The 12711-nt window shown below is 64.4% G+C and carries 11 protein-coding genes and 1 tRNA gene; 6 read left to right on the forward strand and 6 right to left on the reverse strand.

Features of this window, described 5'->3' with window-relative positions; genetic code table 11:
- Window positions 1-129: 129 nt before the first annotated feature.
- The 4 genes from VA603_RS18260 to VA603_RS18275 all read left to right on the forward strand — a co-directional run bounded on the left by VA603_RS18260 (window position 130) and on the right by VA603_RS18275 (window position 2762).
- Entirely contained in the window at window positions 130-972 is an 843-nt protein-coding gene (locus VA603_RS18260; RefSeq protein ID WP_323439679.1) for a class I SAM-dependent methyltransferase, read from the forward strand.
- 169 nt (window positions 973-1141) lie between these two features.
- Window positions 1142-1783, forward strand: a complete 642-nt coding sequence (locus VA603_RS18265) for a CDGSH iron-sulfur domain-containing protein (protein ID WP_132865839.1) — start codon at window positions 1142-1144, stop codon at window positions 1781-1783.
- Window positions 1784-1797: 14 nt separating this feature from the next.
- A complete protein-coding gene (locus VA603_RS18270) occupies window positions 1798-2094 on the forward strand; it encodes a hypothetical protein (protein ID WP_323439680.1) in 297 nt (98 codons plus the stop codon).
- Between the two features lie 371 nt (window positions 2095-2465).
- A complete protein-coding gene (locus tag VA603_RS18275; RefSeq protein WP_165931217.1) occupies window positions 2466-2762 on the forward strand; it encodes a hypothetical protein in 297 nt (98 codons plus the stop codon).
- 13 nt (window positions 2763-2775) lie between these two features.
- On the opposite strand, the gene VA603_RS18280 is transcribed toward VA603_RS18275, so the two are convergent.
- Window positions 2776-4194 carry a sensor histidine kinase gene (locus VA603_RS18280; protein ID WP_323439681.1) on the reverse strand — a complete coding sequence of 473 codons (1419 nt, stop codon included), beginning with the start codon at window positions 4192-4194 and terminating at the stop codon, window positions 2776-2778.
- Between the two features lie 88 nt (window positions 4195-4282).
- On the reverse strand, window positions 4283-4981 hold the full coding sequence (locus VA603_RS18285; protein ID WP_132866232.1) for a response regulator transcription factor: 699 nt from the start codon (window positions 4979-4981) through the stop codon (window positions 4283-4285).
- Between the two features lie 556 nt (window positions 4982-5537).
- Here VA603_RS18285 and VA603_RS18290 point away from each other — a divergent pair.
- Together VA603_RS18290 and VA603_RS18295 are read left to right on the forward strand one after the other, a co-directional pair.
- Window positions 5538-8525 carry a TonB-dependent receptor gene (locus VA603_RS18290; protein ID WP_132865843.1) on the forward strand — a complete coding sequence of 996 codons (2988 nt, stop codon included), beginning with the start codon at window positions 5538-5540 and terminating at the stop codon, window positions 8523-8525.
- A 584-nt stretch (window positions 8526-9109) separates the two neighbouring features.
- Window positions 9110-9844, forward strand: a complete 735-nt coding sequence (locus VA603_RS18295) for a response regulator transcription factor (protein ID WP_323439682.1) — start codon at window positions 9110-9112, stop codon at window positions 9842-9844.
- Between the two features lie 382 nt (window positions 9845-10226).
- Here VA603_RS18295 and VA603_RS18300 read toward each other — a convergent pair.
- The 4 genes from VA603_RS18300 to VA603_RS18315 all read right to left on the reverse strand — a co-directional run.
- A tRNA-Ile gene (locus VA603_RS18300) sits at window positions 10227-10302 on the reverse strand.
- 249 nt (window positions 10303-10551) lie between these two features.
- Window positions 10552-10914 carry a DUF6691 family protein gene (locus tag VA603_RS18305; RefSeq protein ID WP_425603746.1) on the reverse strand — a complete coding sequence of 121 codons (363 nt, stop codon included), beginning with the start codon at window positions 10912-10914 and terminating at the stop codon, window positions 10552-10554.
- A 91-nt stretch (window positions 10915-11005) separates the two neighbouring features.
- Window positions 11006-11431 carry a YeeE/YedE family protein gene (locus VA603_RS18310; protein ID WP_425603747.1) on the reverse strand — a complete coding sequence of 142 codons (426 nt, stop codon included), beginning with the start codon at window positions 11429-11431 and terminating at the stop codon, window positions 11006-11008.
- Between the two features lie 19 nt (window positions 11432-11450).
- Window positions 11451-12711 (reverse strand): OmpP1/FadL family transporter (locus tag VA603_RS18315; RefSeq protein ID WP_323439684.1); only part of this gene is annotated, 1261 nt, incomplete at its 5' end.

Genomic DNA, 12711 nt, shown 5'->3' on the forward strand with positions numbered 1-12711 from the left:
AACTCGCTTCTGCCCCCTCCCTTTCGCGCAGCGAAGGGGAAGGCTGGGGAGGGGTGCCGTTCACGCCAACCCGAGCCCCCCATTGCTCCCTGCGGTAGCATTCCCTCCCTCGCACCACGCCTCACCCCAATGCCCCACTACACCGGCCCCCTGCTCACCCGCCCGCTGCTCGACCAGCTGCAGACCGCACTGAAGAAAGGTGCCAGCGAAGCGACCGCCTCGTTCGACCTGGGCCGCAGCCAGGACCCGGTGGGCCTCGCTCCCGACGGCTGGCAATGGCGCGGCCAGGCCTTCCCCTGGCCGGCCAAGCTCAAGGACCGCACGCTCTACTACTGGGACGGCGAGGAGTTCAGCCCGGCTTCGCGTTTCGGCAGCGGCCTGTACAAGCTGGTGCCCACCGACTGGGGCGTGCCCACCTTCGAGATCGACGGCATCAAGATGCTGGTCAGCGCCCAGCTCTCGCCGATGGACGATGCGCGCCGCAAGGTGGCGCTGGTCGAACCGCGCGGCAAGCGCGTGCTCGATACCTGTGGCGGCATGGGTTACTTCGCCGCCTGCTGCCTGGACGACGGCGCGGCCGCCATCCACTCGTTCGAGAAGAGCCCGGAAGTGCTGTGGCTGCGCACCCTGAACCCATGGTCGCCCGACCCGGACAGTCCCCTGGCCGGTGGGCGCCTGCAACTGGTGCACGGCGATGTCTCGCAGCAGATCGCCACGCTTGGCGACGCCTCGTTCGATGCCATCCTGCACGACCCGCCACGCTTCGGCATCGCCGGCGAGCTGTACTCGCAGGTGTTCTACGACCAGCTCGCGCGCGTGCTGCGCACCGGCGGGCGGCTGTTCCACTACACCGGCGCACCGAACAAGCTCACCAGCGGCCGTGACGTTCCGCGCGAAGTGGCCACGCGCCTGCAGAAAGCCGGCTTCAAGGCCGAACTGGCGCTGGACGGCGTGTTCGCGATCCGCCGCTGAGCCGCGGGAACAGCCCCGGCCGCGATGCCGGACTGCCTGAATGCGCACATGCAGTGGCGCGCATCGTCGCGCATGCAAGCCGCGTCCGTTCCGCGAGCGGCGACGCGCCTACCCACGGGCGTTTCACATCCGGCGCGCGACACTGGGTGCTCCGAAGCGGAGGCAGCCCATGGCAACCGAAACCGTTCGCGGCACCACCGTCACCCTCCATTTCGACGGCAGCCGGTGCATCCACTCCCGCAACTGCGTGCTCAGCCACCCCGATGTCTTCGTGCCCAACGTGGCGGGGGAATGGATCCACCCCGATGCGGTCAGCGCCGAGGAAGTGGAACTGATCGCCCGCAACTGCCCTTCCGGTGCCATCCGCTACGAATTCAATGACCGCAGCCATGCCGAACCGGCGCCCGTGGTCAACCTGGTGCACGTGCGCGAGAACGGCCCGCTGGCCTTCAATGCACCGCTGCGCATCGCCGGCCAGGATGAGGGCATGCGCGCCACGCTATGCCGCTGCGGCGCGTCGGAGAACAAGCCCTTCTGCGACCACCGCCACGTCGACTGCGGCTTCACCGCCACCGGCGAGCCGGCGGAACGGAAGTCCGAAGCCCTGGCCCAGCGCGACGGCCTGCTGCAGGTCACCCCGACCCGCGACGGTCCGCTGCATGTCGTCGGCAACCTGGAAGTGGTCAGCGGCACCGGCCGCACCCTCGACCGCGTCACCGAAACCTGGCTGTGTCGCTGCGGCCATTCCGCCAACAAGCCGTTCTGCGATGGCTCGCATCGCAAGGTCGGCTTCACCGCGGACGGCGAATAGACGGGAGTTCCCGCATGCGTGCACTGCAGCTACGACTCACTGCCGATGAAGGCGTTGCCCAGGCCATGCTGGACATGCTCAAGGGCATGGACGACGTGGCATGGGCCGAAGACGCCGCCGACCTGCTTCCCGACGTCACCGACCAGGACAGCAGCTCCGCCGGCCTGAGCGACAACCAGGGCCCGGGCAATCACCTGATCCGGGTCGAGGTCGCCAGTGACAGCGCCACCGAACGGGTCATCGATGCCCTCCAGGCGCTGGCCGAACGACTCGGTGCGGTGCTGGAGATCGATACGGACACGGCGGACTGACGTCCCGCCGTCGCGCCGCACCGCACCGCGACGACGGCACCGACGCGTGCAGCATGCAGCGCGCACATAAGCCGCTTCATGCACCGCCCGGTCAGTCCATCCCGAAATCCCCGCCCACTCACCATTACTCACCGGGCAGGTGAAAGTGCGTGCGTGCAAAGCGCAATTCCGATCAATAGATTTAGGCACCAGATCACAATCATCCTGCCTTGCGAGGCTTGCGCAACCACGCCGGTTGCCACCTCAGACATACGCATATGTTCGTATATTCCGTGAGATCCGAGGGAAGCTCGACCCATCCCGTGATGCACCTGACGGACTGGCCCGAGATCTGCTCGGCCAATGCGAGCCATCTGGAACGGAGCCTCGGCGTGGCGCTGAGGACGGAGATACGCAGGAAATTCCAGGCCGGCACTCCCGTCCCGTTGCCGCGGAGCAAGCCCAGCAATGGCGTCAACATCCATCTCTCGGCCAGCGAATCACTCAAGGTGCTGGTACACAACGAGCTGGTGAAGAACCGGATGAGCCACGAGGCGCTGGCCAGGTCGCTGCGCATGCCGGCGCCTTCCCTCACGCGCGCACTGGACCTGGAACAGCCGGTGGACGTGGACCTGCTCTCGAGCATGGTCGCGGCCGTGGGCAAGCGACTCATCGCCTACATTTCCTAGGCCGGCGGCCGCGTCAGCGCCCGCTTTCCGCTTCCGCCTCGGCCAGCTCCGCCAGCGCGTCGGCGAAGCACAGGGAAATCGTCGTTCCCACACCCGCCTGGCTTTCCGCCTTCACGCTGCCCCCGGCCCGCTGGACCAGGTCGCGCACGACCGACAGACCCAGTCCGCTTCCCTGTCCACGCGGCTTGGTGGTGAAGAACGGCTCGAAGGCATGTGCCAGCACGTCACCCGCCATGCCCGCCCCGGTGTCGGCAAGGTCCAGCACCAGCCGGTCGCCGTCCCGGCGCGCCCGCAGCGAGAAGCGACCGCCACCGGGCATGGCATGGTCCGCGTTCGCGGCCACGTTCAGCACCATCAGGTCGAACTGCATCCGGTCGAAGAACAGCGCCGGCAGGTCCGCGCCAAGGACGACATCAACCTTCACGTCCGGGCCCATCAACTGCCCGATCATCGGCACCAGCGCCTTCAACGCCTCGCCCGGGTCGAACCACTCCTCCACGCCGTCTTCGGCGCGGGCAAGCGACAGCAACCGGCGTGTGAGCAGGTTGGCCCGGTTCACCGCCGAATCAACGCCCACCAGTGATTCCCGCATGTGCGCCGCATCGCCGGCACGCAGCCCGCTGCGCACGTACCCGCCCGCCACCGCCAGGACGTTGCCGAAGTCATGCGCGACGCCGCTGGCGAGCCGGCCCACGGCTTCCATCTTCTGCGCCTGGACCAGCTGCGCGAACGTGCGCTCACGTTCGGCCATTTCCTCGGTCAAGCGCCGGTTGGCAACGTCCAGCGCATCACCACGTGCCTGTGCCTCGCGCAGGCTCTCGCGCAGCGCGACCGAGCTGCGGTCCAGCACCACGGCAATCATCAGGAAGATGGCGGTGCTGAAGGCGGCATCGCCGAGAAGCTCGACCGCCTGGCCCTGCTTGTCGATGTCCACGGCGATTCCCAGCCCGAAGGCCGCGGCGATGCAGAGGAACATCAACCACAACGCCATGCGCCCCACGGCCAGTGCCGCGATCGCCATCCAGATGGCCAGCACCGGCTGCTCGAACCGCTGCCCGCCGAAGCCGGCAACCAGGTAGGCGGGAATCACGGTCGCGGCGAACACCGCCAGCAACGCATGGGAGGCTGCCCTGAACTTCCCCTTGCGCACCAGCACCAGGCTCAGCGCGGAGATGGCGCTGACCGACAGGCCGAACACCATGCCGGTGACTTCGCCCGGCCGCCACGGGATATCCACCAGCAACGCCCGGTAGCACCAGGCGGCCGTCGGGAGCACCGCCAGCAGGAAGGAAACCAACTGGAGCATCGGCGCATTGCGCCGGTCCACCGGATCGGCGACCGGCACGTCCCGCACCCAATGCAGCATCGACCGCCACCGCTGCAGGCCCCGGGACAATACGCTCCCAGGCACCTCCACGATCTTGTCTTCCACCTGCCTGCTCTCCCCGGATACCGATCTGTCGGCTGCCCAAGCAGCCAGCCCCTGCTCCCCCGGGGCCATCATATCGGCTGCCCCGGGGTTACAGCAGCAGCAGGTAACCGATGCCGCGCACCGTGGTCAGCGGCAGCTCGCAGCCGGTGCCGGCGAGCACCTTGCGGCGCAGGCGATGGATCAGCATCTCCAGCCGGTGCAGGTCGAAATCGTCTTCATCCTGGCTCAGGTGCCCGATGACCGCTTCCCGCGACACCACCCTGCCCCCCGCCTCCGCCAGCAACGCCAGGAACAGCCGCTCGGCCCGGGACAGGGCCACATCGTCACCGGCGGGCGTGGCGATGCGCCAGCCCTGTGCGGTCAAGCGCCATCCCGCTGCATCCGGCGCCGGCATTGCCACGGTGGAGGCGCCGCGCCGCATGACGCTGCGTATCGTCGCGGCAAGCACATCCACGCCGACCGGCTTGGAAAGATAGGCGTCGGCACCCTGCTCCAACCCGTGGACGTGGTCATCGGCACCCCCTCGCCCGGTCAGCATGATGATGGCGGCATTGCCCAGCCTGCGCAGGTGCTGCACCACCGCGAAGCCACTCTCATCAGGAAGACCGACATCCACGACGAACACATCGTAGGAGCGCAGGCTCAGTGCCCGGTACAAGGCCAGCGCACTGCCCACGCCCTCGACCTCGAACCCTTCCCGCTCCAGTCCTGGAAGGAGGATCTTCCCGCGCAGCTCCTCCTCATCCTCCAGCACCATCACCGACCAGCCGTTCGTTTCCCGCTGCATATCTTCCCTTTGCTGCAACCGTGCGAATGGCCGCGCCTGAACCGCAAGCATTCTTCTTCCAACAGCCCCGAACGAGGCAGTGCCTTCCCCCGGCAGCAGCTTCGTTGCTCGTCGTGCCCGTGATCAAGCTGGCTTCGCTGGCTTGAGCTTCACACACCTGCCCGGAATCCAACGATCTGCGCCTGTGCGTCAGGCTTTCTCTCTCCGCGTTTCCCGCCTCGGGGCCGACTGCCGGGAAAGAGCCTGAATGCGAAATTCCGCGCACATCCTGCCGTCAACTGCGCCCTTCACCCCAAATTTCCGGCAGACGATCAACGGAAATGATCGTAACCGGCGACGTGCCCACGCCTCGCATAATTTCAAAAAATCTCTTCAATATTTCATTTTTGCCTATTCATATTTGTAGTTTATTTCACTCCGCATTTCGATGACCAAAACTGAATCCTCCATTACAGTCCGGTAGCTTCGTTCAACTTAGGTGCATCTGTAACGATTCAGCCGTTTCTCGGTCATTCCCGGGCGAAGCGCATTCTTGAGTAGGAGAGAGAGAACCCTAATGAAGACAGTTAAAGTACTGACCCGTTCCGCTCTTGCCGTTGCCCTGATGGGCGCGGTGATGAGCTTCGGTGCAAACGCGCAGTCCACCTCCGGCGCCATCAGCGGTTCGGCGGATGCTGGAAGCACGATCGTTATCGAAAGCACCACGGGCCTCTCGCGCACCGTGGTGGTCGATGCCAACGGTCGCTACAACGTTGGCAGCCTGCCGGTGGGCAGCTACACCGTGAAACAGGTCAAGGACGGCGCAACCGTCGGCACCCGCAACATCACCGTTGCAGTGTCCTCCACCACGGACGCTTCGTTCGACGCCACGACGCTGGCCGCCATCGAAGTGGTGGGTTCGCGCATGCAGCCCATCGACGTGACCCAGGTCGACTCACGCATGGTCATCACTGCCGAGCAGTTGGCCAAGCTGCCCATCGCGCGCAGCGCCGACGCCATCGCGCAGTTGGCTCCGGGCGTCATCCAGGGTTCCAGCGACTTCGTGAACGCCTCGAACGGCCAGCGCCTGTCATCGTTCGGCGGTGCCTCCATCTCGGAGAACGCGTACTACATCAACGGCATGAACGTTACCGACCCGCTGAAGGGCTTCGGTGGCATCGAACTGCCCTACGGCTCGATCGAGCAGCAGGAAGTGCTGACCGGCGGCTACGGCGCTGCCTACGGCCGCACCACGGGCGGCGTGATCAGCCAGATCGGTAAGCGCGGTACGAATGAATGGAAATTCGGCGGCCAGCTGCAGTGGACCCCCGAATGGGGCAAGGGCGCGCCGCGCAACACGTACTACTCCGACGCACTTCCGGGCGACGTGGGCAGCAAGGACCTGTACCAGTACCGCGAGGACAACGTGGGCTGGTCGACGGTGCAGAGTGCCTATGTCGGTGGCCCGATCATCCAGGACAAACTGTATGTCTTCGCGTCGGTGGAAGGCGCCCGCTCCGAGGATTCGCTGGTAGGCACGAAGTCCTCGTCCTCCCAGATCTCCGAGCGCACGTTCAAGGACCCGAAGTGGTACGCCAAGGTCGACTGGAACATCACCAACGACCACGTGATGGAGCTCACCGCAGCGTCAACGGAGCACAAGTTCTCCGCCAACAACTACCAGTACGACTACGGCACCTTCCGCCGCGGTGACTACCTCGGCAAGGCGACTGCAACCGACACCAAGGCATTGATGTGGATCGGCAAGTACACCGGCTACCTGACTGACAACCTGACCGTCAGTGCCCAATATGGCGAGCAGACGACGGACCTGAAGTCCAATCCGGACAACAAGTACTCCAACCTGATCCCGGTCGGTGGCAGCGCGAACCAGAACCCGGCCTTGAACGGCGGCGTTCCGATCACCAATGCCAACAAGCTGGCGCAGCTCTCCGACCCCAAGCATCAGACCTTCGGCGCGAACTATCGCCTGGACGTCACCTACCATCTTGGCGATCACGCCATCACTGCCGGTATTGACAACCAGCGGACCGAAGACCGCAATGACAGCACCATCATGGCACCGGATGCCGGGTTCTATTGGCTGTACGGCCGCAAGGCCAATCCGATGACCGACATCAGCGAAGGTGAAGTCGACGCGCCCGGCAAGTATCCGGGCGGTGAAGGCGGCTACTTCGTTTCCAAGTACATCCAGGAAACCCTTGCCTCGGTCAAGGTCACGCAGCGTGCCCAGTACATCGAGGACAACTGGCAGGTCAACGACCGCTGGCTGGTGAAGCTGGGTCTGCGCAATGACCAGTTCATCAACTACAACCCGGAAGGCCAGGCCTACATCAAGCAGACCAAGCCGCAGTGGGCGCCGCGACTGGGCTTCGCCTGGGACGTCAATGGCGATGGCACGTTCAAGGTGTACGGCAATGCTGGACGCTACTACCTCGCACTGCCGACCTCGCTGGCGGCACGTGGTGCTGCGGGCTCGATCTATACCAACGAGTACTACACCTACACGGGCATCGATGCGAACGGCAACCCGACCGGCCTGACCCCGATCAACACCATCAACGGCCCCGGCGTGCCCTACTCGGCCAACCGCGAGTACGGCCAATCCCCGGATCCGAAGACGGTCACCGCGAAGAACCTCAAGGCGCAGTCCCAGGATGAGTTCATCGTTGGCTTCGACAAGGTCTTCAACGAGAGCTGGAACTACGGTGCCAAGCTGACGTACCGCAAGCTGAACAACGCCATCGACGACACCTGCTACATCGAGAAGTTCGAGGAAGTGGCTGCTGCCCAAGGCATCGATACCACTGGCCTGCGCGGCTGCTACTTCTTCAACCCCGGCGATACCGCGGTATTCAACCTGCCCGATGGCAAGGGCGGCTACAGTGAGCTGACCCTCACCAACGCAGACCTTGGCTATCCGGCCGTGAAGCGTACCTACATGGCGTTGGATGCCTACATCGAGCACCCGTTCGACGGCAAGCTGTGGGGGCGCGTGACCTACACCTTTGCCCACAGCCGCGGCAACACGGAAGGCCAGGTGAAGTCCGACATCGGCCAGGGCGACATCTCGGCCACCCAGGACTGGGATTACCCGTACCTGATGGAATACGGCAGTGGTCGCCTTCCGAACGATCGGACCCACCAGCTCAAGGCTATGGGCATGTGGCAGATCAACCCGGAATGGAGCGTCAGCAGCACGTTGCAGATCATGAGCGGCACGCCCAACTCCTGCCAGGGTGCCTATGGTCCGGATGAAACCTATCCGGCCTACGCGGGCAACTACTACCACTGGTGTGGTGGCAAGCCGGCCAAGATGGGCGACGCCGGTGAAACGCCCTGGATCAAGAACCTCAACCTCAATGCCGAGTACCGTCCCTCCTTCGCCGACGGCAAGCTGGCCTTCTCCGTCGACGTGCTGAACGTGTTCAACGAACAGAAGGCTACCCGCCTGGATCCGGACTATAGCCCGGGCACTTACCGCCAGGTTCTGTCGTGGCAGGCCCCGCGTAGTGTGCGCCTTGGCGTGACGTACGACTTCTGATCCACCGCTGCAAAAGGAAGGGGGCGCGCAAGCGCCCCCTTCTGCTTCTTCCCCGACATGAGTGTCTCTGTTGCACCACGCATGTACCCGCGCCGATGACATCCCCAGCGCAGCCTTCTCTCACGCTTGCTCGGGTGATGGCACAACACGACACCTGGTGATCGGATACGCATCCATCCCAGTCATGCCATGCAGGTCTTACAGATCGTGCAGGCCATCCCGGCATACGGTGTCAGGTGCAACGAACCAGTCAGAAAGACAACGCGTGTGCGAGTGCGTGCCTACCTTCCAGGCACCGAACCTCAGGCAATGATTCAAACCCCATGACGGCATCATCCTTTTGTACTTCCGGTGATGAAACAGGTCGTCGCAGTGCGCGTCGCGACAGAAATGCTGCATGAGCCTTCATCTCGTCGCCGTTCATGGGCAGTGCGTGGATTCCACAGCAGCCTGCAATCAAACGCTGACACTTAATGAGATGCTGGGAAGAACTTCGTGTTGTAAGCTCGAAAGGCACCAAGACTTGCCTCCGTGCTCGCGGCCTCTGGTTCATTTCGCGCGAACCCACTGACTGAGTCGATCACATGTCCAACCGCACACAGGTCAAGGAAGTTCTGATCGTCGAAGACGACATTGCGTTCCGCGAAGAAGTCCTGGCTCCTTGCCTCAACGACGCTGGCTTCAAGGTCCTGCGCGCGACCAACATCCGCGAGATGTATCGCGAGTTGCTCGTGAACGAGCCTTCCCTGGTACTCATGGATGTCAGTCTCCCGGATGAAAGTGGCTTCAGTGCACTCAAGCACCTCAAGGGCGTGGCGAAGTACCCGATCATCATGATGGCCGATCACTACTCTCTGGATGAGCTGCTCCTGGGACTGGAGAATGGCGCCGATGCCTATCTACCCAAGAGCATCGATGCCACAAGCCTGATCGCGACGCTGCACAGCTCCATCATTCGACACGGCCGGCTCGACTCGCACATCAACGTTGCTGACGAAGAGCACGCCGGTGCTCGGAATCCGGAGATGGAGTGGCATCTGGACCACATTTCATGGCACATGCTTTCCCCCAAGGGGGTCAGGATCTGGCTCAACTCCGCCGAACGAATCATCGTCCGGCACCTCTGGTCATCGCAGGGGAAACCCGTGCGACGCGAGGTCCTGATCGAATCCCTCACTGCCGACATGAAGGGCTTTGATCCCCACCGCCTTGAAGTCGTCATGCACCGGCTGCGCAAGAAGGTTTTCGATCTGGCAGGTGAACACCTGCCTGTTAAAACACTGCGCAACGTCGGTTATGCGATGTCACAGCACGATTGACGCCGGCGAGCATCGCCCCGCACCCGGGTTTCCGTGGGACACCACTGACTCAAGCGGCCGGACGGATCGTGCCCTTCGACGCAGCTCCAATTTTCTTTTCCCGCGGCCAGCAAGACCTGCGCGTCGCATGAATGGCCGGAAACCGGAGCCCCAGGTCCGGGACTTCGATTCACGGCAATGTCGCCGCACTGCCAACACCAGATGTGCCCCGGATCTCCCGGCAACGCAGCCGGCCCTGCTTCGTCGGTTTCAGTACTCTGACGAGATCGGGGAGGATGCAGCCTCAGCATTTCGTACTGGACTGCACAGCGGAAGCATCAACGCACCAAAGCCCAGCCCATGCAATCAGCGCAGCTCGCGGCAGGCGACGTTGAAGTCGCCATGGTGGGCCCACCAGGATTCGAACCTGGAACCAAAGGATTATGAGTCCTCTGCTCTAACCGTTGAGCTATAGGCCCGTGGCAGGCATCACCCTGTCCCGCGATGACGGGAAGTATCGCCTTGCGCCGCTCCCCACGGCCGTTGCGCCGGGAAAGGACCGCTGCGAGCGAGGCATTGCCTCGTGATGCATGGCTGCGCATTTTTGCATACTCGACTGACATACGCCTACGCGATAGGTGCGGCGATGTCCTGGTAGCTGCAGCGCGGTGGCATTCCCGCAGGATGCGGCCCTACATGCAGGCCCGGCATGCCTGCCTGCAATCCACTCAGCCCTGCCCTTGCGCCACCAGCCGTCGCTGCTGCAACGCCTTCTGCCAGCGCGCCAGCGCGATGCCCAGCAGCATGGCGGGCAGGAACAGCCGCAGTTCGGGATTGCCGAAGGCCAGCCCGACGATGACCGGCCCCGGGCAGTAGCCGGCAATGCCCCAGCCGATGCCGAACAGCGCCGCGCCCAGTACCAATGGTGTGTCGATGGCACTGGCGGCCGGCAGATGAAAGCGGTCGGCCAGCAGCGGTGCCTTTTGACGCCTTGCCCAGCGATAGCCCGGGAGAGTGACCAGAACCGCCGTGCCCAGCACCAGCAGTAGGCTGGGGTCCCAGCCGCAGACCACGTCCAAGAAGGCCAGCACCTTGCGTGGATGGTCATGCCCGCGATGGCCAAGCCCAGGCCAAAGAGCGTGCCCGACGCCAATACGGATGCCCCGGCCCAGGATGCCCTGCTCATGCCGCCACTCCCACGCCGTAACGCAGTACCCAGGTACTGACGATGGCGAACCACAGGAAGGTCAGCGTCGCCACCAGCGAACGCGGCGACAGCCGTGCAAGGCCGCTCACGCCGTGGCCGCTGGTGCAGCCATTGCCCAGCGTGGTGCCGTAGCCCACCAGCAGCCCGGCCAACAGCAGCAACCCGGCAGGCATGCCCTCGCGCGCCTGCGGCACGTTGCCCCCGAACAGCAGATGGATGCCACCACCAAGCACCAGACCCAGCAGGAACAGCAACCGCCAACTACGCTCGGGGCCACTCAGGGCATGGCCGAGGATCCCGCTGACCCCCGCGATGCGGCCGTTCAGCCATAGCAGCAGCACTGCGGCGGTACCGATCAGGCTGCCTCCCACCACGGCCGATACCGGCGTGAACTGCACCATCGTCATTTCCTCCAGGCCCTCAGAACTTCCAGGCGTAGGCAACGCCCAGCAGGTTTTCGGCCAGCTTCAGGTCGGCTTCGCCGCCACCGAAGCTGGCCGGTATCGCGCCACGGCCGTGCACCTGCCGCGACAGCGCACGTGCAAGGTAGGCGCTGAACTCGTTGCCGTCGCGCGTGGTCCAGGTCGCCCCCAGCGTCACGTGGTTCTCGACCACCGCCGGCGCGAGGATGTTGAAGAAGGTCTGCGCCTCGGGCACCGGCTGCCCGGCATGGCTGAAGCCGCCACGCACGGTGAGCTGCGGGGTGAGCATGTACTGCACGCCCAGCTTGTAGACGGTGACGTCCTTCCAGCCGAATCCCGGCCCGTTCGGTGCACCCAACGGCTCGCCCTGCAACAGCGGTGCCAGCGGCTGCCCCACGGCGCGTACGTCGCTGTAGTTGATGCGCTGCACTTCGGCGGCGAGGGTGGCGCGGCCACTGGCGCGCACGGCAATGCCGATGCCGTAGTTCTCCGGGACGTCGAAGCTGCCCTGGTCGGCGAACAGGCCCTTGTAGCGGTCGAAGGCACTGGCGCTGATCTTCGAGGACCACGTCGCGCCGACGGTGACGCTGTCACCGAACTGTCCGTTCCACCCCACGCGCACGCCGGCACCGGTCGACGTGTCGGTACCGCGGTTGCTGACCTTGCCCGGTGTCTGCGAGAAGCCGTCGAAGAAGCCGATGCCCTTGGCCTCGAAGCGCTGGTACAGCAGGTTCACGCCGATGCCGATGGCGTGGTGCGGGTTGAGCTTCAACGCAAACGAGGGCGTCAGGAACAGCTGCTCCAGGTTCACACCGGCCCTGCCGGTACCGCCAAAGCGCGCATAGGGGTTCTGGCCGTAATCGGTGTTCATGCCGCCGTTGCCATACAGGGCGATGCCCCATGCAGAGCGCTCGCCCACTGCGTGCGTGTAGCCCACCTCGGGCAACACGAAATTCCTGCGCCCGTTTCCGTCGTAGTGCGCATCCGGCGCGATGGCATTGCCCACGATGTCCGCACTGCGCCGGGGCACGAACCAGGTCGCGCCCACATCCAGTCGGTTGCCTACCAACGCGGTGCCGGCGGGATTGGCAGCCGCCGCCAGGCCATCCTGCGGAAGGGCGATGCCGATACCGGCAATGCCGTTGGATTTGACGCTGTTGCCATGGGTGAAATAGCCATTGGTCGCCGACGCGAATGCCGGGGCAAGCAACGCCACGATGCCTGCGGTGAGACGAAGCGGAACGGTAGCATGGACGTTC

Origin of the sequence: Stenotrophomonas capsici, assembly GCF_034961085.1 — a bacterium.
Classification (GTDB): domain Bacteria; phylum Pseudomonadota; class Gammaproteobacteria; order Xanthomonadales; family Xanthomonadaceae; genus Stenotrophomonas; species Stenotrophomonas capsici.